The sequence below is a fragment of the Mycobacterium sp. GA-1199 genome (genome assembly GCF_001500045.1).
Classification (GTDB): Bacteria; Actinomycetota; Actinomycetes; order Mycobacteriales; family Mycobacteriaceae; genus Mycobacterium.
Map to the genome: position 1 here is coordinate 53,866 of NZ_LQIX01000008.1, position 24,191 is coordinate 78,056.

A 24,191-nucleotide genomic window follows, 5' to 3' on the forward strand; every position below is an offset into this window, starting at 1 on the left:
GTACGACGCTCAGGCCTGCGTCATGGACCAATAAGCGCCACGCTTAGCGAGCAACTCGGCGTGGGTGCCACGCTCGACGATCTGACCCGCGTCCATCACCACGATGAGGTCGGCGTCACGGACGGTCGACAGCCGGTGGGCGATGATGAAACTCGTTCGGTCGCGGCGTAATTCGGCCATCGCCTGCTGGATCAGCAGTTCGGTGCGGGTGTCCACCGAACTGGTCGCCTCGTCGAGGATCAGCAGGCTGGGCCGGGCCAGCACCGCGCGCGCGATCGTGATGAGCTGCTTTTCGCCGGCGCTGATCGAGGCACCGTCGTCGGTGACGTGGGTCCGATAGCCGTTGGGGAGCATGTGCACGAACCGGTCGACGTAGGCGGCCTTGGCGGCAGCGATCACCTCGTCCTCGGAGGCGTCGGGTCTGCCGTAGGCGATGTTGTCGAAGATGGTGCCGGCGAACAGCCAGGTGTCCTGCAGCACCATCCCGATGCGGGACCGCAGCGAGTCCCTGCTGACCGTCGAGATGTCCACGCCGTCAACCAGGATCCGCCCGGAGTCGACATCGTAGAACCGCATCAGCAGGTTCACCAGCGTCGTCTTGCCCGCGCCCGTCGGCCCGACGATCGCCACAGTGCTACCGGGTTCGGCGACCAGCGACAGGTTCCGGATCACCGGTGTGTCGGGGTGGTAGCCGAACGTGACGTCCTCGAACTCCACCCGGCCGGCCGACCCGCCCGTTCCCGGCGCTGCGACCGGCAGCCGGTCGGCGGGATCGGGCGCCTCCTCGTCCGCGTCGAGCAGGTCGAAAACCCGCTCCGCACTGGCCACACCGGACTGCAGCGTGTTGTACATGCCCGCGACCTGCGTCAGCGGCTGGTTGAACTGGCGGACGTACTGGATGAAGGCCTGGATGCTGCCGAGCGTGATCTGGCCGGTGGCTACCTGCAACCCGCCCACCACGGCGACCGCGACATAGCTCAGGTTGCCGATGAACGTGGTGGCCGGCCCGACGAGACCGGAGAAGAACTGGGCGCCGAAGGCGGCGTCGTAGACGTCCTCGTTGCACTCGCGGAACCGCTGCTGAGCCGCGGCGCGGTGACCGAAGGTCTTGACGATGGTGAAGCCGCTGTAGGTCTCCTCGATATGGGCATTGAGCCTGCCGGTGTTCGCCCACTGCGCCACGAACAGCCGCTGCGACCGGCGCGCGATGACCCGGGTCGCCCACAGTGACAGCGGCACCGTCACCACGGTCAGCAGCGTCAGAAGCGGTGAGATGGTCAGCATCATCACCAGCACCGACAGCACGGTCAGCACGGACGTCAACAGCTGGCTGATCGTCATCGACAACGAGCCCTGGATGTTGTCGATGTCGTTGGTGACCCTGCTGAGCACCTCGCCGCGTTGCCGAGAGTCGAAGTAGGACAGCGGCATTCGGTGCACTTTGTCTTCGACGTCGGAGCGTAGTGTCGCCATGGTCCGCTGCACCGCGACGTTGAGGAGTCGGGCCTGCAGCCACACCATCAGCGCAGCGACGAGATACAGGCCCAACGCGAGCAGCAGTGTGCGCGCGACGGCCTCGAAGTCCACACCCCGGCCGGGGACCACGTTCATCCCCGAGAGCAGATCGGCGAACGTGCCGTCGCCGCGGGCGCGGGCGGCGTCGATGGCCTGCTCCTTGGTGATCCCCGCGGGCAGCTGACGGCCGACCACGCCGTTGAACAGAAGATCGGTGGCGTGCCCCAGGATTCGCGGTCCGATGACACTGATCGCGATGCCCGCGACGCCCAGGAGTATCACCGCGGTGGTCAGGCCGCGCTGCGGTGTCAGCCGTTTGACCAAGCGGATCGCGGACCCGGTGAAGTCGCGCGAGCGCTGCGTGGGCGCCTGCTGCATGCCGCGGATCGGGCGGGCCATCGGGCCGCTCACTGGGCGTCTCCGGCGACGGCGAGCGACTGGGAGTCGGCGAACTCGGCGTACTGCGGGCAGTCCGTCAGCAGGGTTTCGTGAGTGCCGATGCCGGCGATACGGCCGTCGTCGATCACCACGATCTGATCTGCCTGAGTGACGGTGGAGATACGCTGGGCGACAACGATGACCGTCGCTTCTGCCGACGTCTCGCGCAGCGCCGAGCGCACCCGGGCGTCGGTGTGCACGTCGAGTGCGGAGAACGCGTCGTCGAACAGATACACGGCGGGCCGGCGGATCACCGCGCGGGCGATGGCCAACCGCTGCCGTTGTCCACCAGAGAAATTCGCACCACCCTGCGTGACCTTCATGGACAGGCCGTCCGGGTGCGCGCGCACGAAGTCGTCGGCCGCGGCCACCCGCAGCGCCGCCCACATCTCGTCGTCGGTGGCATCCGCATTGCCGTACCGCAGATTGTCGGCGACGGTGCCCGAGAACAGGTATCCGCGCTGCGGCACCAGCCCGAGCACCGACCACAGCTGTTCGGGGTCGTAGTCGCGCACGTCGACGCCGTCGAGATACACCGATCCGCTCGTCGCGTCGTACATCCGGCAGATCAGCGACACCAGCGTCGACTTGCCCGACCCGGTGGAGCCGACCACCGCAGTCGTCGTGCCCGGTCGTGCCGTCAGCGAAATATCCTGCAGCACAGGTCGTTCAGCGCCGGGATAACAGAACGTCGCGGCGTCCAACCGGACCTCACCCCGGATTCTCGATGGGCGCACCGGGTGTTCGGGGCTGACGATCTGCGGTGCGACGGACAGCACCTCCGAGATCCGCTCGGCGCACACCGATGCCCGGGGGATGATGACCAGAATGAACGTGGCCAACAGGACGGCCATCAGTATCTGCATGAAGTAGGCCAGGAACGCGATCAGCGAGCCCACCTGCATCTGTCCGGCGTCGATCCGCAGCCCACCGAACCAGATCAGTGCGACGCTCGAGACGTTGATCACCAGCGTCGTGGTGGGCAGCATCAGCGCCTGCCAGCGTCCGGCTTCGAGCGCGGTGTCGGCCAGGGCGTGGTTGGCTTCGGCGAACCGGTTGCGTTCGAACGGTTCCCGTGCAAAGGCGCGGATCACGCGCAGGCCGGCGAGTTGGTCGCGCATCACCCGGTTGATGCCGTCGACCAGTCGCTGCATGCGGCGGAAGATCGGAAGCAGGTGACGAACGATCCAGTAGTTGGTCAGGGCCAGGATCGGCACGCTAACCAGCAGCAGCCAGGACAGCCCGGCGTCCTGATGCAGCGCCATGAAGATTCCGCCGATCGACATGATCGGCGCGGTGACCAGCATGGTGCAGCTCAGTTGGACCAGCAGTTGGATCTGCTGCACGTCGTTGGTGGTGCGGGTGAGCAGTGACGGCGCACCGAACCGTGCGGCGTCCTCGGCGGAGAATCCGGTCACGTGGTCGAACATCGCCGCGCGCAGATCGCGACCGACGCCCATGCCCGCCCGCGACCCGAAGTACACCGCCCCCACCGCGCACACCACCTGCAGCGCGGTGACCGCCAGCATCACACCACCCAGTTCGACGATCCGGCGCAGATTCCCGACCGCGACGCCGTCGTCGATGATCGCCGCGTTGACGGTCGGCAGGTACAGCGAGGCGAGCGTGCTGACCAACTGCAGCGTGGCGACGGTGACGAGCAGCACCCGATATGGCCGCGCGTACTGTCGCAGCAGCGCCCATAACATCCCGATACTGTCGCACATCCGATATATGGGCAGGTCAACCGGCATGTCGGTGGTTGACCTCTCGAGCTGCCGCTACAGTGCATGGCGTGACTCACAGCACGCGCGTGACCCGCTGCCTGGCCCTCGCGGCCGCCGTGGTCATTCCGCTGTCCGCATGCTCGGATTCCGAACCTGCCGGCCCGCAAGTGCCTGAGGACACCCCGGCTGTCACGGAGAACGTGTCGCACGGCCCGTTCTTCCCCCAGTGTGGCGGTATCAGCGACCAGGAGGTCATCAAGCAGACCCGGGTTCCGGGGCTGATCAACACCGCCAAGACCTCAGTCGGGTGCCAGTGGCTGGCCGGCGGCAGCATTCTCGGCCCGCACTTCTCGTTCACCTGGTTCCGCGGCAGCCCGATCGGGCGTGAGCGCAAAACCATGGAACTGTCCCGCACCGCCGTCGAGGACATCAGCATCGAAGGCCACGACGGGTTCATCGGGTACAGCGAGGACCCGATCAACGGCGTCAACCTCTGCGAGATCGGCATCCAGTTCGACGATGACTTCATCGAGTGGTCGGTCAGCTACGCCAGCAAGCCGTTCCCGGATCCGTGCGAGGTGGCCAAGGAACTGACCCGCCAATCGATTGTGAACTCCGAATGAGAACCGCGTCCGCTCGTCGGCTGATCGCGGGCACGTTCGCCGTGCTCGCTTCGTTGTCCGTACTCACCGGTTGCACCCAGACGGTCGAAGGCACGGCGGCCAAGTCGGGCTCGGGCGGGGGACCGCGCAACGAGGACTCCGAGCGGCAGTACCCGAACCTGCTCAAGGAGTGCGAGGTGCTGACCGAGGACATCCTCGCCGAGACCGTGGGCGCCGACCCGCTCGACATCCAGAGCACGTTCGTCGGCGCCGTGTGCCGCTGGCAGGCGGCCAACCCGGGTGGCCTCATCGACATCACCAGGTTCTGGTTCGAGCAGGGCGATCTGGACCACGAGCGCGAGGTGGCCCAGCGGTTGGACTATCGGATCGAAGACCGCAGGGTCGCCGGGATCCAGTCCATCGTGATGCGGCCGAACGATCCGAACGGGGCGTGCGGTGTGGCCAGCGACGCGGCCGGCGTGGTCGGCTGGTGGGTCAACCCGCAGTCGCCGGGGATGGACGCCTGCGGTATGGCGATCAAGCTGATGGAGCTGACGCTGGCCACCCGCGCCTGACCGCTAGCGCGCGACGTGGAAGTCCACCAGCGCGGCGCCGTCGAGCGCCACGTCGGCCCACGTCTGCCGCGTGCGCAGCACCGCGATGGACGATGTCGGGAACTTCAGCGAGATCTGTTCGGCCGCAGCGACGTTGGTGCCGTCGGCGGTGGCCAGGCCGAGCGCGACACCCGACATCGCCGGTTCGTGGCCGATCACCAGCAGGGTCCCCACCTCGAAGTCGAAGTGTGATTGCACGCGGTTGATCTCGTCGATCACCGTGCCCGCAGTCGCGTCGTAGAGGCGGTCGCGGTACTGGACCGGCGCGGCGATGCGGGTGCGCGTGAGCGTCTCGCGGGTGCGGGTGGCGGTGGAACACAGCACGGCGTCGACGGCGGGCACGTTGGCGCGCAGCCAGTCGCCGGCCAACCCGGCTTCGCGCACGCCTCTGGGCGCCAGCGGACGGTCGTGGTCTGCGACCCCTGGCGGATAGTCCGACTTGGCGTGCCGGAGCAACAGCAGCGTGCGGTACACCGGACTAACCGTAGGGCATGCCGCTGCACCTCCCGGGACTTGTCGGCGTCCCGCCCTACACTCGCGGTGCCCGGCAAACACGACGAGGGGAAGGGGGCGCTGAGATGCGATTCGTGCACACCGCCGACTGGCAGCTCGGCATGACGCGGTACTTCCTCAATGGTGAGGCGCAGCCCCGTTATTCGGCGGCGCGCCGCGACGCGGTGGTCGAATTGGGCCGGGTGGCCGCCGACGCGGGCGCGGAGTTCGTCGGCGTCGCCGGCGACGTCTTCGAGCACAACCAACTGACATCGCGCGACGTCAGCCTTTCGCTCGAGGCCATGCGCGCCATCGGCGTTCCGGTCTATCTGCTGCCGGGCAACCACGACCCGCTGGACGCCTCGTCGGTCTACACCAGCCCGCTGTTCGTCGCCGAGTGTCCCGGCAACGTGTCGGTGCTCGACCGCGCGGGGGTGCACGAGGTGCGGCCCGGCCTCGAGCTGGTCGCCTCGCCGTGGACCTCGAAGGCGCCGTCGTCGGACCCCGTGGCGGGCGTGCTCGAGGGTCTTTGCGCCGACGGGGTGACGCGGGTCGTCGTCGGCCACGGCGGTGTGGACATCTTCGTGCCGGACAAGGACCGGCCGTCGCTCATCCGGCTGGCGGCGCTGGAGGCGGCCGTCAACCGGGGCGCGGTGCACTATGTGGCATTGGGCGACAAGCACTCTCGTATGCAGGTGGGGTCCACCGGGCGGATCTGGTACTCCGGGTCGCCTGAGGTCACCAACTACGACGACATCGAGGTGGACCCGGGGCATGTGCTGATCGTCGACATCGACGAGGACGCCCCGGGGCGTCCGGTGACCGTGGAACCGCGGAGGGTGGGCCGCTGGCGGTTCGTCACGCTGCGCCGTGGGGTGGACAGCGACCGCGACGTCGCCGACCTGGACATCAACCTGGATCTGTTGCCGGACAAGGAACGTACCGTGGTCCGTCTCGCGTTGACCGGATCGCTGACGGTCACCGACAAGGCCGCGCTCGACGTCTGCCTGGACAAGTACGCCCGCCTCTTCGCCGCGTTGAGGGTGGACGAGAAGCAGAGCGACATCGCGGTCGTCCCCGCCGACGGTGAGTTCGACGACCTCGGTATCGGCGGCTTCGCCGCATCGGCCGTCGACGAACTGGTCGCGACCGCACGGTCGGACGGTGAGGCGGCCGACGACGCCCGGGCCGCGCTGGCGCTGCTCCTACGGCTGTCGGATCGAGGTGTGGCATGAAACTGCACCGCCTGGTCCTGACCAACTACCGCGGCATCACCCGTCGCGAGATCGAATTCCCCGACCATGGCGTGGTGATCGTCAGCGGCGCGAACGAGATCGGCAAGTCGTCGATGATCGAGGCGCTGGACCTGTTGATCGAGGCCAAGGACCGGTCGGCGAAGAAAGAGGTCAAAGAGGTCAAGCCGACACACGCCGACGTCGGCGCCGAGGTCGAGGCCGAGATCTCCACCGGCCCCTATCGTTTCGTGTACCGCAAGCGCTTCCACAAACGCTTCGAAACCGAGCTGACGATCATGGAGCCGCGCCGCGAACAGCTCACCGGTGACGAGGCGCACGACCGGGTCCGGGCCATGCTCGACGAGACCGTCGACACCTGCCTGTGGCAGGCCCAGCGGGTGCTGCAGTCCGGGTCGACGGCGGCGGTCGACCTGTCCGGATGCGATGCGCTCTCACGTGCGCTCGACGTGGCTGCCGGTGAGGCCGTAAGGCTTTCGGGTGCCGAACCGCTGCTGGTTGACCGCGTCGAGGACGAATACCTGCGTTACTTCACCCGCACCGGCAGGCCCACAGGTGAATGGGCCGCTGCCACCACCCGGTTGCGCACGGCCGAGGAGGCGTTGGCCGAGGCGGCGGCCGCCGTTGCGCAGGTCGACGACGCGGTCCGCAGGCACGCCACGCTCACCGACGAACTGGCCCGGCTGACCGCACAGTGCACCGATGCGGCACGGCAGGTCGCCGTCGCGCAGCAGGCCGCCGAGGCGGTGGCCGCGTTGAAGGCACAGCTCAAGGAGGCGGAACTGGTTCTCGCGGCGGCGCAGGCCAACCACGACACGTCGCGCGCCGCGGTCGAGGAGCGGCGGCGCCTGCGTGCCGACATCGAGCAGCGGGCCGCCGCGATGGCCGACCTCGAGGCCGAGGCCGTCAAGGCCGACGAGAACCAGGCGACGGCCGCCGAAGTCGCCGAACTCGCCGAGGCGGCAGCCGAGCAGGCGCGAAAAGCGTTGAAAGGCACCGAAGCCCGTGTCGAAGCGGCGCGAAGTACCGTTCAACGGCTGGCCGATCGCGACGAGGCTGACCGCATCGCCGCGCAACTGTCGAAGGTCGAGACCGCCCAGCGTGACCTCGAACGCGTGCAGGGCGAACTCGCCGAGATCCGGGTGACCGGCGAGAAGATGCGGGCCATCGACGCCGCCAAGGCGACGGTCGACGCCGTGACGGCACAGGTCGAGTTGGCGTCGGCACACATCGAGGTCATCGCGTCGGCGGCCGTCGAGCTCCGCGTCGGGGGCCAGACGGTCACCCTCGGCGCCGGTCAGGCGTGGACGGCCAGCGTCAGCGCTGAGACCGCCATCGAGGTGCCCGATCTGCTGACCGCCCGGCTGGTGCCCGGCACGCCGGCGTCGGAGACCCAAGCCAAACTCGATGCGGCACAGGATGTGCTGGCCAAGGCACTGACGGCTTGCGGCGTCGACGACGTCGACGAGGCGCGCGCTCAGGACCAGCGTCGGCAACAGCTGGTCACCACCAGGGACCGGCTCAGCGCGACGGTCGAGGCGCTGACGGGCGACGAATCGGCCGACCGGCTCAGGGCGCGGCTGGCTGACCTCGAGACCCGTCAACCAGAGGTGGCCGATCTGTTCGAGGTCGACGCCGGCGCCGCCCGTGCCGAGCTCGACGCCGCCACAACCGCGCACAAGCAGGCGATCGGCGACTGCGACAAGCAGCGCAAGGTCGCCGAAGAGGCCGCTAAGCGCCTGGGGGAGTGCGATATTCGGCTTACCGTGCTGCGCGAGAAGCTGGCCGGTGCGCGGTCCGAGCTCACCCTGGCCCGTGAACGGTTGCAGGGGCAGCGCGCCACCGTCGGTGACGACGAGTTGGCGCACCGGGCTCAGGTGCACGCCGAGGAAGCGTTGCGGGCCACCAGCTTGGTCGAGGAGTTGAGCGAGGAAGTGAACCGCGCGGCGCCCGATGTCGTGGCCGCAGCCCTTCGGGAGGCAACGCAACGGGCCGACGCCGTGTCGACCGCGCACGACCAAATCGCTGAGGAATTGCGGGAGGTCGGCACGCAGCTGAAGGTGTACGGCACCGAAGGTCGCAAAGGCAAGCTCGACGAGGCGGAAACGGAGCGGGAGCACGCGATCGCCGAGTACTCGAGGGTGCAGCGCCGCGCGCGGGCCGCCGAGCTCTTGCGGTCGGTGATCGCACGGCACCGCGACTCCACCCGGCAGCGTTACGTCGAGCCGTTCCGCGGCGAAGTGGAACGGTTGGGCCGCATGGTGTTCGGCGACAGCTTCGAGGTCGAGGTCGACAGCGCGCTGCGGATCTGCGCCCGCACGCTGTCGGGGCGCACCGTGCCCTACGATTCGCTGTCCGGTGGGGCCAAGGAACAACTCGGCATCGTGGCACGACTGGCCGGCGCGGCGCTCGTGGCCAAGGAGGACAGCGTGCCGGTGGTCATCGACGACGCGCTCGGATTCACCGATCCCGACCGACTGGTCAAAATGGGGGCGGTGTTCAACGCGGTGGGCGGCGACGGGCAGGTGATCGTGCTGACGTGCAGCCCGCAGCGGTACGCGGCCGTCGACGGAGCCCAGCACATCGCGCTCACCGCATAGCCACGCTCCTGCGCGGCGACCGGCCGGCGACGCCGATTTTCGCGGCGGGTTTCCGGCACTTCGGCGTTTGTCCGCCGCCGAAAACCTAGACTCCGGGCGATGGAAGCCGATTACATCGTCGTGGGAACGGGCTCGGCCGGATCGGTGGTGGCCGCCCGGCTCAGCGACGATCCGTCCGTCCGGGCCGTCGCGCTCGAAGCCGGTCCGCATGACAAGGACAAGTTCATCCGCATCCCCGCCGGCTTCGTCAAACTGTTTCGCGGCCCGATGGACTGGGATTACCTGACCGAACCGCAGAAGGAGCTCGACGGCCGCGAAATCTATTGGCCGCGAGGCAAGATGGTCGGCGGGTCGTCGTCGATGAACGCGATGATGTGGGTGCGCGGATTCGCCGCGGACTACGACGAGTGGGGGCAGACCGCCGGCGAGCAGTGGGACTACGCGCACCTCGAGCCGTATCTGCGCCGCATCGAAGCCGGGCCGCTGTCGATCAGCCCGCAGCGCAGCCCGCGCAGCGCCACCGCCAAATGGCTTGCCGCCGCCGAGCAGTGCGGGTACCGCATCGAGAAGCCGAACCAGGCGGCACCGGAGGGGTTCTGCGAGACGTTGGTGACTCAGCGCCGCGGTGCGCGGTGGAGCGCCGCCGACGCCTACCTGAAACCGGCCCTCAAGCGCGACAACCTCACGCTCGAGACGGAGGCGTTGGCGACCAGGGTGGTGTTCGACGGCCACCGCGCCGTCGGCGTCGAGATCGAGCAGAACGGCGCCCGCCGCGTCATCAGGGCCCGGCGCGAAGTCGTGTTGTGCGGCGGCGCGATCAACAGCCCTCAGCTGTTGATGTTGTCGGGTATCGGTGACGGCGAACGGTTGGCCGAGCACGGCATCCACACGCTGGTCCACGCACCGAACGTGGGCACCAATCTCCTCGACCACTTCATCGCGGCCCTCGGCTTCGACGTTCCCGACGACAGCCTGTTCGCCGCCGAGAAGCCGCTTCAGCTGCTCAACTACCTGCTGCGACGTCGCGGCATGCTCACCTCCAACGTGGGAGAGGCCTACGGCTTCGTCCGCAGCCGCCCCGACCTCGCGCTGCCCGATCTGGAGCTGATCTTCGCCCCGGCACCGTTCTTTGAAGAGGGCATCGGCGACCCCTACGACAAGCACGCCGTCGTACTGGGCGCGATCCTGCTCAAACCGTCCAGCACCGGCACCATCGAACTGCGCTCGCCCGACCCGGCGGACAAGCCGATCATCGACCCGCGCTACCTCAGCGATCCGGGCGGCGCCGACCGCGCGGCGATGATGGCCGGCCTGCGCATCTGCGCCACGATCGCCCAGGCGCCCGCGCTCGAGGGCGTCATCGGCGAGATCGCGCGCCCCCTCGATTCGGCGGCCCTCGACGAGGCGACGCTGGAACGCGCGCTCGCCACGTTCTCGCACACCCTGTACCACCCGGTCGGCACGTGCCGCATGGGCCGCGACGACGCGAGCGTGGTCGACCCGCACCTGCGCGTCCGCGGTGTCGAAGGGCTGCGGGTCGCCGACGCGTCGGTGATGCCGACCATCATCCGCGGGCACACCCACGCGCCCAGCGTGCTGATCGGGGAGAAGGCCGCCGAACTGCTCCGCGCCTGAGCAGTGCCAAGATGGGTTCCATGGCCGAGCGCGACCGCGACGACGCCGGGCGTCCGCGCAACACCCGCCCCCGCGATGCGCTGGGACGGCCGCTGCCCCACAGCAGCGAGGGTGTCGCGCGAATCCCCGACGACCTCGACCTGCCGCCGGCCGAAACCCTCGCCTACGCCCAGGAGCTTCTCGACAAGGGCATGGCGTTCCACGCGCACGAGGTGTTGGAGGCGGCGTGGAAGAACGGCCCGGACACCGAACGCACCCTCTGGCAGAGCCTCGCCCAGCTCGCGGTCGGCATCACCCACGTGCAACGCGGAAACACCAAGGGGGCGCTGGGGGTGTTGAGCCGCGCCCGCGCCGGTCTGGCCGACGAAACGGCGGCCGCCCACGGCGTCGACGTCACGGGGCTCGTCGACTACGCCGAGACGCTTATCGACGACCTCGAAGCGGGAGCGCGGATCGACGCGCAGCGATTGCGCCCGCGCCTGTCGACCGGCTAGCTCGCAGACTGCAGCCGCTGCGCCGGCCCGGCGGTGACATCACCGAGCCCCAGGTGCTCGCGCAGCGTGTCGCCCGTGTACTCGGTGCGGAACAGCCCGCGCCGCTGCAGTTCGGGGACCACCGAGTCGACGAAGTCGTTGAAGGTGCCCGGCGTCTGCGCGGCCGACACCATGAACCCGTCGGCCTCGCCGGCGTTGAACGAATCCTCTATCTGGTCGGCGACCTGCTCTGCGGTACCGACGAATTGGGGCAGGAGCACGCCCTGGGCGTACCACTTGCCGATGTCGCGCAGAGTCAGGTTGTCGCGATTGGCGACCCGTCGCGCCGTGTCGAACAGGCCCTGCGTTCCGCTGACTCGGACATCTTCGACCGGAGCGTCGAGGTCGTAAACCGAGAAGTCGTGGTCGGTGTGCACGGACAGCGTGATCAGACCGGAGATCGGATCGGCCAACTCGTTGTGGAACGCCGCCTTCTCCCGCGCGATCGACTCGGTCTCCCCGATGAACGGAATGAACGCAGGAAATATCAGCACCTTGTCGGGGTCGCGGCCGAAATCCGATGCGCGCGACTTGACGTCGTCGTAGTAGGCCCGCCTACCTTCCGGTGTGGGGTCGATCTCGAAGATGGCCTCCGCCCAGCGGGCGGCGAAGTCCTTCCCCGTGTTCGACGAGCCGGCCTGAATCAGCACCGGTCTTCCCTGCGGTGAGCGCGGAACGTTCAGTGGGCCACGGGTCTTGAAGAACCGACCGTCGTGTTCGACGGCACGAACCCGCGACGGGTCGGCGAACACGCCGTCCTTCTTGTCGAGTACCAGCGCGTCGGGATCTCAACTCGACCACAACTCCAGTGCGGTCCGGACGAACTCGTCGGCGCGCTCATAGCGGAACTCGTGGTCGAGATGATCGTCATGACCGAAGTTTCGTGCCTCGCTCTGCGTCAGCGATGTGACGATGTTCCACGCCACCCGGCCGCGGGTGATGTGGTCGAGGCTGGCGAAGATGCGGGCGAGCTCATAGGGGTGAAAGTAGGTGGCGGACTTGGTGATCGCGACACCCAGTTTCGAGGTCACCGCGCCGATGCTGGCCGCCACGATCGACGGGTCCAGCGTCGCCGTCGCCTGGGTGCCGCGGCGCAGCGGCTCGGTGATGTCGTCACCGAAGCGGATCGGCGCCGCGAGCAGATCGGCGAAGAACACGAAGTCGAACTTGCCGCGCTCGAGGATGCGACCGATGCGGTGGTAGTACTCCGGCGTGGTGAACCCGGTGTCACTGGCGGGATGACGCCACGCCGCATGCGAATGGGTGACCTGTGAGGCGATCTGAAAACCGCCCAGGTGTAGTTGACGCGACATGGTGTGCTCCTAGGAGCGCGATTCGTGCGTGAAAACGTTCGCTGAGCGATCGAAATCACGCACAAATCGCTGGGTGGGTGAGGGGTCAGAAGTAGGCGTTCGACGGAATCGCGGTGTCGTGCAGCAGGTTCTGGCCGATCACCCTGGCCTTGTAGACGACCGGGTTGTGCAACGTGATCGTGCGGATGTTGCGCCAGTGCCGGTCCAGATTGCGTTTGCGGCTGGCAGCGCTGGCCCCGCCGAGCTCGAGCAGTCGCGTGGCGGCCTCCGGCGCCACCGCGTCCAGATGCACCTTGACCTTGGCCACCTTCAGCTGGGCCTCCGCGGCGAGGTCGGCGTCGGGAACCCCGTCGACCTCCGAGGCCGTCGCGGCGCCGATGGCCGCGGCCGCATCGAGCACCGAGGCCCTGGCGATGTAGGCGGTACTGGCCAGTTCACCCAGCAGCTTCTGGTACAGCGGATCGTCGCTGGGCCGTTCGGTCAGCGCATGGCTGAAGCTGCGGTCACGGGACCGCAGCAGAGCGACGCCGTCGTCGACGACGGACTCGAGGATGCCCGCCACGACCGCGTGGATGAACAGCTGCAGCGAGGCGTACTGGACCGTCGGCACCGGATCGGCGTCGTAGGGTGTGTCGCTGAGCACCTCGTCGGCGGCGACCGCGACATCGGTGAAGACGGTGGTGCCGGTGCCGGTGCGACGCTGACCGAAGCCGTCCCAATCGTCGATGATGCGCACCCCCTCACGGTCGGCGGGGACCACCACGTTGGCGACCGAGTCGTGGTCGGTGGTGGCGGTCGCCGTGAGGTAGTCGGAGAACAACGTCCCTGTGCTGTAGAACTTCTCGCCGTTCAGACGATAGCTCCCCGGATTGGTGGGGTCGGGTAGCAGACGCGTCTTGAACACCAGGCTGCCGACGGCCAACGAGCCTTTCTCGCTGAACGCGTTGCCGAAGACCTTGCCGGCGGCGACCTTCTCCAGCCACGCCTTCGACGTCGGCAGACCGATCGTGCGCAGCCGTTCCTCGACGAACCAGAAGTGGGTGCGGAAGATGTGCGCGACGATCGGATCGGCGTGCGCGACGTCGATGACGGCAGAAAACAGTTGTGGGACGGTGAATCCGGCGCCATCTGCCTCGACCGGCAGTCGAAGGGTGCCAAAGCCCGCGTGTTTGAGCGCGGCGACCGCGTCGAAGGGGTTCTCGTCGTTGAGGTCCCGGTCGCTGGCGCCTGCCGAGATGCGGGCGAGCAGCTGCGCCCATTCCGGAGTACCGGGACGTGTGCGTGTGGGGTGGTCGGCCGTTGTCATGGGCCTGTTCTACCGACGGCACACGCCGCCGACACTGCTTTGGCTCACCGAGAGCCGAAGGCGCTACCGTGCTCAGTCCGCTAGCGCCAGAACTTCGTCGAACCCTTGGACCAGGCAGGAATGGAAGAGGTCGTAGTCGGGTATCGCGCCGGTGTCGACATTGATCCCGAAATGACAGGTGCCGGCATAGGTCAACAGCGTCACGTTGACGGCCGCACCGATCGTGGGCCCGAATGCGTACTGCGCGCCGACCCGCGCACCGCCGAGATACACCGGGATCGGGATGCCCGGCACATCACTGGCGACGAAGTCCACGTGGCGCAGGATGGACCCGATGTACCAGCGGGGCATGAGATTGAGCGCCCCGGCGATCGTCTGGGTGTAGGGCAGAGAGCGCTCGTGACGTACTTTGTCTGTGCGACGGCGTATTTCGCTGATACGGTCGGACGGGTCGGCCACACCCGCTGGGACGTCGAACCGCATCAGTGTGATGTGGTTGCCGCCCATCTCGTCGGTGGCGGTCCGCAGGTTAATCGGCATGGTCAGATGCAGATCGCCGACACCGACGCCGTGCTTGTCGTGATAGCGGCGCAGTCCACCGGCGACGCCGGCCACGAATGCATCGTTTAGGGCGCCGTCGCAGCGATGGGCCGCCTCCCGCAGGCGGTGCAGCGGAACCTCGTGCACGGCGAGGTGGCGCACGAGGCTACGCCGGGTCATCAAGGGCGAACCCGTGCTGTTCACCGGTCGGACGGTGCGGTAGATCGAGGCTGCGGTCGCAGCCGCGGCGGTCAAAGTTGCTTGGGGCCGACGCATTCCGCGGTACAGCCAGCGGGGCGTCGCCGTCACCGCGGCGCTGACCGCAGCACCGGCCAACCCGGCGTTGTAGCGGATCGCCTCACCGTAGCTGGTGAACCATGACGGGGGTTGCGCTTGCGGCTCCGGTGGAAGCGGTACGACGGTGCTGGGACTCTCCTCGACGTCGAAGAGGATCATCCCGATCTGGACGCCACCCACGCCGTCGGTCAACGCGTGATGGAACCGGCACAGCAGCGCCGCCGCACCGTCGGCCATGCCATCGACCAACGTGGCTTCCCACAGCGGCCGTGCCCTGTCGAAGTCGGCCATCTGCGCCAGACGCGCCATCTCCAAGACCGTCTCGAGCGTGCCCGGGGCGGGCGCCGTCACGCGCCGCAGATGGAAGTCGAGATCGAAGTCGGGCGCGGCCTCCCACCTCGGCGGCGCCGGCGCGGGCGACTGCGCTACCCGTTGGCGGAACATCGGCAGCATGCGGCTGATCCGGTCGAATCGGCTCCGGATCTCGTCCCAGTCCGGAACACGTTCGAGCATGATCACCGTCACCACTGTCGACCTCAACCGCGGGTCGGTTTCCATCGCCCAGGTGAAGGCGTCCGAGTTGCGCATGAATGCAGTCATAAGATCTCCCGACCTCGACGCTACGACCGCATGTCACGTACCGCGAGGCTCTTGCGGCGGTAGAGGACCAAAGACCCCGAAGATGACCACGAAAGTCCTACCGTCTGGTCAGGGCTTCATGAAGCCGATCTTCGTGTAGTCGGCGTCGGCCAGGCCGAACGCACCGAAGTTCCCCAGATTGCTTCGCACCGCGACGTTTCCGGGCGACTGGGTCAACGGCAGGCTGAACACCTCGTCGAACAGCATCTTGTCCAGCTCGTTGGCCAGCACACGGGCTTTGGCGGGATCCAGTTCACCGACGGTCTGCTCGATCTTCGCATCGATCTCCGGGCTGCCGATCTGTCCGAAGTTGCTCTCGGCTCCGGTGCGGTAAATCTGTGTCAGGCTCGCGAGCGGGAAAGCGTCGCCGCTCCAAGAGAATTGGGCGATGTCGAAGTTGCCGACGGTGACGAAGTCGGTGAAGAAGCCGGCGGCCCGGCGGACGTCCAGCTCCAGTTTCACGCCGATCTGGGCGAGGTTGTTCTGCGCGATCTGCCCGTACTGCCGGGTGCTGAGGGAGTCGAACAGCACGTCGCGGATCACGAGTTGGCGGCCGTCCTTCTCGCGGAACTGGCCGACCTGCCGCCAACCGAGCGCGTCGAGTTCCTGCTTGGCTTTCTCCGGGTCGAAGGCGATCGAGCCGCTGTTGTCCTGGTAACCCTCCTGGCCCGCGACGAAGATGTGGTTGTTCAGCGGTGCGGGGTTGTCGGCGAGCCCGCGCTGAGTGACTTCGGCGATGGTCTTGCGGTCGATGCCCTTGGCGATCGCGCGTCGCAGCGCGGGGTCGGCCAGGATCGAACCCGGGGCGCCGTTGAACGTGAAGTGATACCAGGCCAGACCGGGCGCCCGCCGGATCGTCACACCCTGCGTGCGTCGCGCGATCTCCATCTCGTCCAGTGTCGCCAGACCGGTGGCGTCGATGGTGTTGTTCTGCAGCGCGGGGATGCGCGCGGCGTCGTCGAGGACCAGGAAGGTGATGCTGTCCAGCAGCGGCTGCTCACCCCACCATTCGGGGTTGCGCGTCAACGTGATTCGCTTGGCACCACGGTCGAGGTTGGAGACGATGAACGGTCCCGCCGACGGGCCGGGGCCGTCGAGCTGTCCCCTGTTGAAGATTTCCGGATCCTCCGTCGAGCTCTTGGGCAGCAGCATGCTGGTGCCCGCAAACATGCCGCGCCAGTCCGACCACGGCTTGGCGAAGGTGACGACGGCCTGGCGGTCGTCGACGCCCCGCTCGACCTTCTCGACCCGGTCGCTGCCGTTGGTCGCGGCGATCGCGAACCGGTCGTCCTTGCCGCTGGTCGCGTTGATCTGCGATCGGATGTCCTCCCAGGTGATCGGTGCGCCGTCGCTCCACACCGCCTCCGGGTTGATCGTGTACGTGACGACCTGCGGGTCGGTGCTCGTCAGCTCCACATCGGTGAAGTAGTCGGTGTTGACGGTGGCCGAGCCGTCGGGACCGATCCGGAACGCGCGCGGCATCGTAGGTTTGAGGACCGAGTTGTTGTCTCCGGTGTTGCCGTCGATGTGCAGCGGGTTGAAGTTCGGCGAGAAGTCGTTGAGCGCCAGCCGGAGGTTGCCGCCTTGCTGCAGGTTGGCGACGTCCTGCGGGTTGATGTCGTTGGTGCTTCCCACCGTCGCCTCGCCGCCGGCGGAGGGGGCTTCCTCGGATCCGCCGGAGCAGGCGGTCAGGGTCAGCGCGGCGATCATGGACACCGCAGCGAAGCGTCGCATCTTCATGCGCTCCGACTCTAGCGGCGATTCACCTGCGGTTGCGGAACCGCGGCCAGCAACCGGCGGGTGTAGTCGTGCTGCGGGTCGGTGAACACCTGGTCACTGTCGCCCTGTTCGACGACGGTGCCCTTGTACATCACCGCCACCCGGTGGGCGAGGTGCCGCACCACCGAGAGGTCGTGCGAGACGAACAGATAGGAGAGCCCGAACCGCTGCTGCAGATCGAGCAGCAGGTTGATGATGCCGGCCTGGATCGAGACGTCCAGGGCCGACACCGGCTCGTCGAGCGCGAGAATCTTCGGCTGTAGCGCGAGCGCGCGCGCAATGCCGATGCGTTGCTTCTGTCCTCCGGAGAACTCGGCGGGATAGCGGGTGGCGTCTTCCCGCCGCAGCCCGACGATGCCGAGCAGCTCGCCGACCCGTTCGTCGCGTCGCCGCTTGTCGAAGCCGTTGGCCTGCAATGGTTCAGCGAGCACTTCGAATACCGGCAGGCGGGGGTCCAGGGAGGCCACCGGGTCCTGGAACACCACCTGCAGGTCTCCTCGCAGCTCTCGGCGGGCGCGCCGGTCCAGCGAGGCCACGTCCTTGCCGAGCACCTCGATGGAGCCGCCTTCCGGGGCGGTCAGCTGCAGGATCTGGTGCAGCGTCGTCGACTTGCCCGACCCGGACTCGCCGACGATGCCCAGCGTGCGGCCCTGATGCAGTTCGAAGCTGATGCCGTCGACGGCGCGCACCTCACCGACCTGGCGGCGAAACACCACACCCTTGGTCAGTTTGTAGGTCTTGACCAGATCGTCGACGCGCAGCACCACAGGGGGTTCTGCCGTAGACGGCGAGTCGGGCGCGGCCTTCGACACGCCGTAGATCTCCGCGGCGCTGCGGCCGACGACGTGTTCGGTGCGGATGCACGCGGCCGAATGGCCCGACCCGGAATCCATGGGCAGCAGCTCGGGCTCGGCGGCGCGGCAGTCGTCGATGGCAAGCGGACAGCGCGGGGCGAAGGGGCACCCGGGCGGCAACGCTGCCATCGACGGCGGTGCCCCGGGGATGGGGATGAGGCGCGCGCCCTGGGCGGCGTCGAGGCGGGGAACGGAGCCCAACAGACCCACGGTGTAGGGCATGCGCCGGTCGGCGTAGAGCCGCTCGACGCCGGCCACCTCGACCGCACGCCCCGCATACATCACCAGCGCGCGGTCGGCGAACTCGGCGACCACCCCGAGGTCGTGGGTGATGATCAGGACGCCGGCGCCGGTCACGTCGCGAGCGGTCTTGAGCACCTCGAGGATCTGCGCCTGCACGGTGACGTCCAGGGCGGTCGTCGGCTCGTCGCAGATGATCAGGTCGGGATCGTTGGCGATGGCGATCGCGATCACCACCCGTTGACGTTCACCACCGGAGAGTTCGTGCGGGAAAGACTTGGCCCGCCGGTCGGGTTGGGCGATGCCGACCAGTTCGAGCAGTTCGACCGCGCGCCTCCTGGCGGCTTGTCGGCCGACGCCGCGCTGGTGGATCTCGATGGCCTCGGCGATCTGGTCGCCGACGGTGTAGACGGGGGTGAGCGCCGACATCGGATCCTGGAACACGGTTCCGATGGCCTTGCCGCGGATCGCCGACATCCGTTGATCGGGCAGCCCGATCAACTGGTCGCCGTGCAGTCGGATGGAACCCGACACCTCGGCGTACTCGGGGAGCAGGCCGACGACGGCCATCGCGCTGGCCGATTTACCCGCCCCGGATTCGCCGACCAGCGCCACCACCTCACCCTTGCCGACGTCGAAGTTCATGCCGCGCACCGCTTTCACCGGTACCGAGTCGGTGGGGAACTCGACGGTGAGGTCGCGGACCTCGAGCAGGCTCATCGTTTGCGCCCCCGGAGCTGACGGGCACTCGGATCGAGCGCGTCGCGCAAGCCGTCGCCGACGAGGTTGGCGCACAGGATGATCAGCACCAGCACTCCGCCGGGGAACAGGAACAGCCACGGGAACGTCGTCGCCGACTTCGTGCCGTCGGCGATCAGCGTTCCGAGCGACACATCGGGCGGCTGGATGCCGAAACCCAGGAAGCTCAGCCCTGTTTCGGCCAGTACCGCGACGCCGACGTTGAGCGCCGTGTCGATGATGATGATCGACGCGACGTTGGGCAGGATGTGGCGGATGATGATGCGCCAGTTGCTGACGCCCATATAGCGTGCGGCCGCGACGAATTCGCGGTCACGCAGGCTCATCGTCATGCCGCGGACGATCCGGGAGCTGATCATCCAGCTGAACAACGACAGCAGCACGATCATCCAGACGATGTCGCCTTTGGTGCGCTGCACGACGATCGAGATCAGCAGGAAGCTCGGCACCACCAGCATCAGGTCGACCAGCCACATCAGGGCGGGGTCTCGCCAGTCGGCGAAGTACCCCGAGATCGTGCCCACAGTCGCCGCGATGATCGTCGAGATGAACGCGACGCAGACACCGATCAGCATCGACTTCTGCATCCCCCGCAGCGTCTGGGCGAACAGATCCTGCCCCAGCGCGTTGGTGCCGAACCAGTGGTCCGGGCTGGGCGGCTGCTGCAGCGCGAAGTAGTCGAGATCGCTGTAGCTGTAGGGCAACAGGGGAGGCAACGCGTAGCACCCGACGAACAGCACCAGCAGCAGCACCAGGGAGATGACGGCAGGTTTGTTGCGCAGGAACCGGCGGAACACCAGTGACCGTCGCGACGCGAAACCGGCCGCGTCGACGCCGGACTGCGCGGTGGTCGAGGTCTCACTCGTGACGGGTTCGGTCATGACACCCGCACCCTCGGATCGAGCGCGGCGTAGACCACGTCGGACAGCAAGCCGGCCAACAGGATCATCGCCCCGGACAGCACGGTGATTGCAGCGACGATGTTGATGTCCTGGTTACCGATGCCGGTGACGATCCATTCGCCGACGCCGTACCAGCCGAAGATCTTCTCGGTGAACACCGCGCCGGTCACCAATCCCGCGACGCTGTAGGCGAACAGCGTCGCCATCGGGATCAGCGCGGTGCGCAGGCCGTGTTTGACGAGCGCGCGCCGCCGCGTCAGGCCCTTGGCCCGCGCGGTGCGGATGAAGTCCTGACCGAGGACGTCGAGCATCGCGTTTCGCTGGTAGCGGCTGTAGATCGCGATCGAGGAGATGGCCAGCGTCATGCTGGGCAACACCAGGTGCTGCAACCGGTCGACGAACTGGTTCCACGCCCCCTCGATGGGGAATGGCGAAGTCTCGCCGGTGTATTCGAAGATCCGGACGCCGAACACGTTGTTCGCTCCCAGCGCGGCCAGGATGAAGAGGTTGGCCAGCACGAACGTCGGCGTGCTGATCACCAGAAGGGACAGCACGGTCACGACGCGGTCGCTGAGCCGGTACTGCCTGATGGCGCCCCACGCCCCGGCGGCCACACCGATCACGGTCCCGATGACCGAGCCGATCACCAGCAGGCGGAGGCTGACGCCTACCCGTCGCCACAGCTCGTCGGTCACCGGCTGCCCGCCGATCGTGACCCCGAAGTCGCCGCGGACGGCGCCGGACGCCCAGTGGACGTACTGCTCGAGCACCGGCTTGTCGAGTCCGAGCTCGACGCGCTTGGCGTCGATGACGGCCTGGGGCGGACGCGGGTTGCGGCTCTCCAAACTGTCGAGGGGATCGAACTGCCACGACGCGAGCAGGAAAACAAGGAACGACGCCAATGCCAGCAACACCAGATAGTTGAGCAGTCGGCGCGCCAGGAACCGCGTCATGCGGGGCGTCCGTCGGTCGGCTGCATGCGCTCAGGTTAGGAGATGACGACCCTGATGGCCGTGATGCGGGCCGTCGCAGCGCGCCGAGCTGGCCGTTTTGGCGAACTCTCACCGCGGTCGCAGCGCGCGCCCAGCAGCCGCTGGTTCAGTCGGGTGCATCTGCGATTTCACCGGTGCCGCGCCAACGGGGCGACTGGGCAACCACGAAATGGAGAACTCAGATGACACGTCGCGGTATGCGGTCCGGTGCCGGAATGCGGCCAGTCTCGGCGGTGATCGGCGGCTGTGCGCTCGTGGCCATGGCCGCGCTCGGGTTGCTCGCAGCACATTCGACCAGCGGCCCCGCGACCGCCACACCTACCATGACGGTCGGCGCGACGAGCAGACACTCCACCCCGGCCACGGCTCCAGCTGTCGGAATCGCGAAGCCCGCGATCAAGGGGCCCGCGCCGTTGCCCTCGGAAGAGGAAGCCGCCAAGTAGCGCCCCCGTTCGTTTCGTCGGCCTCCCGTTCGGTTATCCACCAGCCAAGGGTACGACGAAACCCTGTTTGCGCTGTTAGAGGGGCCGCGACGGCATCGCGCCCACCGGACAAACGGAGATCGAAGTGAACACGAAACAGGTGAAGTTGCTCTCGGCGGCGGTCGGGACCAGCGCGCTGCTCGCGATGGGGGCGTTCTCAGTCGCCTCCACGACGGCCGCGCAAGATGACGAACCGCCCGTGACCCCGGGGCCGGTGACGACGTCGGAGATCACCACCGGCGAGACGGTCACCGACAGCAAGGCTCCGGAAACCCCGACGACGTCGGTGGCCACGCCCCCGGTGACCGCGGAGCCCGCACCGACCGGCTAGCCATACCGGGCCGTTTCACAGCTGGCGCATAGCAAGCGCACAGCCGGCGTTCATGTCGGCCGCGATAATGGAGCCGTGGCGACCCCCGGCGTGAGCGAGCAGGACTCGGGTCGGGTCGTCATGCGCCGCGCCGACGGCACGCCGATTCACGTGCTGGTCGTCGACGACGAACCGGTACTCGCGGAGTTGATGTCGATGGCCCTGCGATACGAGGGCTGGGACATCGCTACCGCTGCCGACGGGGCTTCGGCCATCGCCTCAGCGCGCGAGACGCCACCCGACGTCGTGGTGCTCGACGTGATGCTCCCGGACATGAGCGGTCTGGACGTGTTGCGCAGACTGCGCGAACAGATTCCCGGGTTACCGCTGCTCCTGCTGACCGCCAAGGACTCGGTGGAGGACCGCATCGCAGGCTTGACCGCGGGCGGAGACGATTACGTCACCAAACCGTTCAGCATCGAGGAAGTGGTCCTTCGCCTACGGGCGCTGCTGCGGCGCACCGGGGTGGCAGCAGAACCCGACGGCGCGAAGATCGTCGTCGGTGATCTGGTCCTCGACGAGGACAGCCACGAGGTGACCCGTGGCGGTGAGCTGATCACGTTGACGGCAACGGAGTTCGAGCTGCTCCGGTTCATGATGCGCAACTCCAAACGCGTGCTGAGCAAGGCGCAGATCCTCGATCGGGTCTGGAGCTACGACTTCGGCGGCCGCTCGAACGTCGTCGAGTTGTACGTCTCGTACCTGAGAAAGAAGATCGACAATGGGCGAGCACCGATGATTCATACGTTGCGCGGTGCCGGGTATGTTCTCAAACCTGCGCGCTGACGGCTCATCGACACGGATGCGTTGGCCGCGGACGTGGTCGTTGCGCGCTCGGCTGCTCGCGTCCCAGATCGTGCTACTCGCGCTGGTGTGCGCGACGGTCGGTATGGGTACGGTCCTTGTCCTGCAACACTTTCTGGTCAGTCAACTCGATGAGCGTTTGACCGAGACCGGGCGACGCTCGGTCGGCCTGTTCGAATTCGGCCCGCCGCCGGGGCCGCCGGGGTTCCCGCGTCCGGGTCTGCGTCACCGCATGATCATCCGCGACGATCTCGGACCGGGTCCTGCGTTCCTCAACGCGCCGGGACAGGCCGCCCGCACCGTCGGCGCGGTCGTCTCACGCGGCACTCCGGTCGACGCCGGCGTGATCACCGCGGACGGCACCCGCAGCGAGATCAGCACGGCCGCAGCGCAACAACTCGCGCGTGTGGACTCGGACACGCCGACGACACTCGACCTCGACGGGCTCGGCCGCTACCGAGTGGTTGCGATGAATTCGCCGCGGGGCGGCGACACCATCGTGATCGGCCTGCCCACCTCCGACGTCGACGACACGTTGGTCATCGTCGCGATCATCTTCTGCATCGTCGGGGCGACCGCGTTGATCGGCGGTACGACGGCAGGCATCGTGATCATCCGCCGTCAACTCGCGCCGCTGGCAAGGGTTTCCGATGCGGCCCGTCAAGTGGCCGATCTCGAACTTGACCGCGGGGAAGTGCGGCTGCCGACGCCGATCGTGAAAGTCGACCCGACGAGCGAACGAACGGAAGTGGGGCAGTTGGGCTCCGCGCTGAACCGGATGCTGGACCGGATCGCGTCGGCGTTGTCGGCGCGGCACGCCAGCGAAACACGCGTGCGCCAGTTCGTCGCGGATGCCAGCCACGAGCTCCGCACTCCGCTGGCCGCCATCCGTGGTTACACCGAACTGGCGCAACGCAAACGCGATGACGTCCCCGAAGACGTCGCCCACGCGATGAGCCGAGTGGAGTCCGAGACGCGACGCATGACCGAACTGGTCGAAGACATGCTGCTGCTCGCGAGGCTCGACACAGGACGGCCCCTGCAGAGCGAGCCGGTGGATCTTTCCCGCTTGACCCTCGACGCGGTCAGCGACGTCCATGTCGCCGGGCCGGAACAGCGATGGCAGCTCGACCTGCCCGAGGAGCCCGTCGTCGTGGTCGGCGACCGGGCGCGCCTGCAGCAGGTGTTGGCGAACCTGCTCGCCAACGCGCGTACTCACACTCCGCCAGGCACATCGGTGACGACGTCGTTGCGTGTGGTCGACGACGGGTCGGCGGTACTGACCGTGACCGACGACGGCCCCGGCATCCCCGTGTGGCTGCAGCCCGAAATCTTTCAACGGTTCGCCCGCGGCGACACGTCGCGGTCTCGACGCGACGGAGGGACCGGCCTCGGGCTGGCGATCGTGGCCGCCGTCGTCGAGGCCCACGGCGGCACCATCGAGGTCGAAAGCGTCCCCGGTGACACCCGCTTCGTCGTGACCCTGCCCAGCCGGTGATCTGGAC

Annotated in this window: 19 protein-coding genes and 1 pseudogene; 10 read left to right on the forward strand and 10 right to left on the reverse strand. The window is 67.7% G+C overall.

Annotation, left to right across the window (positions count from 1 at the left end):
• Positions 1-9: 9 nt before the first annotated feature.
• The gene (locus AU198_RS07155; protein WP_064347158.1) at positions 10-1,914 is read right to left on the reverse strand and encodes an ABC transporter ATP-binding protein; all 1,905 of its coding nucleotides are present in this window, start codon (positions 1,912-1,914) and stop codon (positions 10-12) included.
• A gap of 8 nt (positions 1,915-1,922) precedes the next feature.
• Positions 1,923-3,662, reverse strand: coding sequence for an ABC transporter ATP-binding protein (locus AU198_RS07160; RefSeq protein ID WP_064347159.1), 1,740 nt, complete (start codon positions 3,660-3,662; stop codon positions 1,923-1,925).
• Between the two features lie 77 nt (positions 3,663-3,739).
• Between AU198_RS07160 and AU198_RS07165 the strand changes: the two genes are divergently transcribed.
• Together AU198_RS07165 and AU198_RS07170 are read left to right on the forward strand one after the other, a co-directional pair.
• Positions 3,740-4,303, forward strand: a complete 564-nt coding sequence (locus tag AU198_RS07165; protein WP_064347034.1) for a DUF3558 domain-containing protein — start codon at positions 3,740-3,742, stop codon at positions 4,301-4,303.
• A complete protein-coding gene (locus AU198_RS07170) occupies positions 4,300-4,857 on the forward strand; it encodes a DUF3558 domain-containing protein (RefSeq protein WP_064347036.1) in 558 nt (185 codons plus the stop codon). Before AU198_RS07165 ends, AU198_RS07170 begins: the two co-directional genes overlap by 4 nt.
• Before the next feature lie 3 nt (positions 4,858-4,860).
• On the opposite strand, the gene AU198_RS07175 is transcribed toward AU198_RS07170, so the two are convergent.
• On the reverse strand, positions 4,861-5,370 hold the full coding sequence (locus AU198_RS07175) for a SixA phosphatase family protein (RefSeq protein ID WP_064347039.1): 510 nt from the start codon (positions 5,368-5,370) through the stop codon (positions 4,861-4,863).
• A gap of 104 nt (positions 5,371-5,474) precedes the next feature.
• Here AU198_RS07175 and AU198_RS07180 point away from each other — a divergent pair, with 104 nt between their 5' ends.
• The 4 genes from AU198_RS07180 (at position 5,475) to AU198_RS07195 (ending at position 11,370) form a co-directional block, all read left to right on the forward strand.
• Entirely contained in the window at positions 5,475-6,623 is a 1,149-nt protein-coding gene (locus tag AU198_RS07180) for a metallophosphoesterase family protein (protein WP_064347041.1), read from the forward strand.
• A complete protein-coding gene (locus AU198_RS07185; protein WP_064347043.1) occupies positions 6,620-9,241 on the forward strand; it encodes an AAA family ATPase in 2,622 nt (873 codons plus the stop codon). Before AU198_RS07180 ends, AU198_RS07185 begins: the two co-directional genes overlap by 4 nt.
• 99 nt (positions 9,242-9,340) lie before the next feature.
• Positions 9,341-10,876: a GMC family oxidoreductase gene (locus AU198_RS07190; RefSeq protein ID WP_064347045.1), complete on the forward strand. Its 1,536-nt coding sequence runs from the start codon at positions 9,341-9,343 to the stop codon at positions 10,874-10,876.
• A gap of 20 nt (positions 10,877-10,896) precedes the next feature.
• Positions 10,897-11,370 carry a DUF309 domain-containing protein gene (locus AU198_RS07195; protein WP_064347161.1) on the forward strand — a complete coding sequence of 158 codons (474 nt, stop codon included), beginning with the start codon at positions 10,897-10,899 and terminating at the stop codon, positions 11,368-11,370.
• On the opposite strand, the pseudogene AU198_RS07200 reads toward AU198_RS07195, so the two are convergent.
• From AU198_RS07200 to AU198_RS07230, 7 genes and pseudogenes are all read right to left on the reverse strand, one after another.
• A pseudogene (locus AU198_RS07200) lies at positions 11,367-12,722 on the reverse strand (LLM class flavin-dependent oxidoreductase). The gene AU198_RS07195 and the pseudogene AU198_RS07200 sit on opposite strands and share 4 nt — an antisense overlap.
• A gap of 85 nt (positions 12,723-12,807) precedes the next feature.
• A complete protein-coding gene (locus AU198_RS07205) occupies positions 12,808-14,028 on the reverse strand; it encodes an acyl-CoA dehydrogenase family protein (RefSeq protein ID WP_064347047.1) in 1,221 nt (406 codons plus the stop codon).
• Between the two features lie 72 nt (positions 14,029-14,100).
• The gene (locus tag AU198_RS07210) at positions 14,101-15,465 is read right to left on the reverse strand and encodes a wax ester/triacylglycerol synthase domain-containing protein (RefSeq protein ID WP_064347050.1); all 1,365 of its coding nucleotides are present in this window, start codon (positions 15,463-15,465) and stop codon (positions 14,101-14,103) included.
• Between the two features lie 108 nt (positions 15,466-15,573).
• Entirely contained in the window at positions 15,574-17,244 is a 1,671-nt protein-coding gene (locus AU198_RS07215) for an ABC transporter family substrate-binding protein (RefSeq protein ID WP_064347052.1), read from the reverse strand.
• 11 nt (positions 17,245-17,255) lie between these two features.
• Positions 17,256-19,097 carry a dipeptide ABC transporter ATP-binding protein gene (locus tag AU198_RS07220; RefSeq protein ID WP_064347054.1) on the reverse strand — a complete coding sequence of 614 codons (1,842 nt, stop codon included), beginning with the start codon at positions 19,095-19,097 and terminating at the stop codon, positions 17,256-17,258.
• Positions 19,094-20,017: an ABC transporter permease gene (locus AU198_RS07225; protein ID WP_064347056.1), complete on the reverse strand. Its 924-nt coding sequence runs from the start codon at positions 20,015-20,017 to the stop codon at positions 19,094-19,096. The genes AU198_RS07220 and AU198_RS07225 overlap by 4 nt, the downstream gene beginning before the upstream one ends.
• Positions 20,014-20,991 carry an ABC transporter permease gene (locus tag AU198_RS07230; RefSeq protein WP_064347058.1) on the reverse strand — a complete coding sequence of 326 codons (978 nt, stop codon included), beginning with the start codon at positions 20,989-20,991 and terminating at the stop codon, positions 20,014-20,016. Before AU198_RS07230 ends, AU198_RS07225 begins: the two co-directional genes overlap by 4 nt.
• Positions 20,992-21,212: 221 nt before the next feature.
• On the opposite strand from AU198_RS07230, the gene AU198_RS26380 reads away from it, so the two are divergent.
• From AU198_RS26380 to AU198_RS07245, 4 genes are all read left to right on the forward strand, one after another.
• The gene (locus AU198_RS26380; RefSeq protein WP_197416044.1) at positions 21,213-21,473 is read left to right on the forward strand and encodes a hypothetical protein; all 261 of its coding nucleotides are present in this window, start codon (positions 21,213-21,215) and stop codon (positions 21,471-21,473) included.
• Positions 21,474-21,597: 124 nt separating this feature from the next.
• The gene (locus tag AU198_RS07235) at positions 21,598-21,843 is read left to right on the forward strand and encodes a hypothetical protein (RefSeq protein WP_064347061.1); all 246 of its coding nucleotides are present in this window, start codon (positions 21,598-21,600) and stop codon (positions 21,841-21,843) included.
• Positions 21,844-21,963: 120 nt separating this feature from the next.
• Positions 21,964-22,668, forward strand: a complete 705-nt coding sequence (locus AU198_RS07240) for a response regulator transcription factor (RefSeq protein WP_064347163.1) — start codon at positions 21,964-21,966, stop codon at positions 22,666-22,668.
• Complete coding sequence (locus tag AU198_RS07245; protein WP_064347165.1) at positions 22,646-24,184, forward strand: sensor histidine kinase; 1,539 nt, start codon at positions 22,646-22,648, stop codon at positions 24,182-24,184. Before AU198_RS07240 ends, AU198_RS07245 begins: the two co-directional genes overlap by 23 nt.
• Positions 24,185-24,191 lie beyond the last annotated feature (7 nt).

Coding starts and splice junctions, on each gene's coding strand:
- AU198_RS07155 (WP_064347158.1), bottom strand. CDS start 1,914: ATGGCCCGCCCGATCCGCGGCATGCAGCAGGCGCCCACGCAGCGCTCG.
- AU198_RS07160 (WP_064347159.1), bottom strand. CDS start 3,662: ATGTTATGGGCGCTGCTGCGACAGTACGCGCGGCCATATCGGGTGCTG.
- AU198_RS07170 (WP_064347036.1), top strand. CDS start 4,300: ATGAGAACCGCGTCCGCTCGTCGGCTGATCGCGGGCACGTTCGCCGTG.
- AU198_RS07180 (WP_064347041.1), top strand. CDS start 5,475: ATGCGATTCGTGCACACCGCCGACTGGCAGCTCGGCATGACGCGGTAC.
- AU198_RS07185 (WP_064347043.1), top strand. CDS start 6,620: ATGAAACTGCACCGCCTGGTCCTGACCAACTACCGCGGCATCACCCGT.
- AU198_RS07190 (WP_064347045.1), top strand. CDS start 9,341: ATGGAAGCCGATTACATCGTCGTGGGAACGGGCTCGGCCGGATCGGTG.
- AU198_RS07195 (WP_064347161.1), top strand. CDS start 10,897: ATGGCCGAGCGCGACCGCGACGACGCCGGGCGTCCGCGCAACACCCGC.
- AU198_RS07205 (WP_064347047.1), bottom strand. CDS start 14,028: ATGACAACGGCCGACCACCCCACACGCACACGTCCCGGTACTCCGGAA.
- AU198_RS07210 (WP_064347050.1), bottom strand. CDS start 15,465: ATGACTGCATTCATGCGCAACTCGGACGCCTTCACCTGGGCGATGGAA.
- AU198_RS07215 (WP_064347052.1), bottom strand. CDS start 17,244: ATGAAGATGCGACGCTTCGCTGCGGTGTCCATGATCGCCGCGCTGACC.
- AU198_RS07220 (WP_064347054.1), bottom strand. CDS start 19,097: ATGAGCCTGCTCGAGGTCCGCGACCTCACCGTCGAGTTCCCCACCGAC.
- AU198_RS07225 (WP_064347056.1), bottom strand. CDS start 20,017: ATGACCGAACCCGTCACGAGTGAGACCTCGACCACCGCGCAGTCCGGC.
- AU198_RS07230 (WP_064347058.1), bottom strand. CDS start 20,991: ATGACGCGGTTCCTGGCGCGCCGACTGCTCAACTATCTGGTGTTGCTG.
- AU198_RS26380 (WP_197416044.1), top strand. CDS start 21,213: ATGACACGTCGCGGTATGCGGTCCGGTGCCGGAATGCGGCCAGTCTCG.
- AU198_RS07240 (WP_064347163.1), top strand. CDS start 21,964: ATGCGCCGCGCCGACGGCACGCCGATTCACGTGCTGGTCGTCGACGAC.
- AU198_RS07245 (WP_064347165.1), top strand. CDS start 22,646: ATGTTCTCAAACCTGCGCGCTGACGGCTCATCGACACGGATGCGTTGG.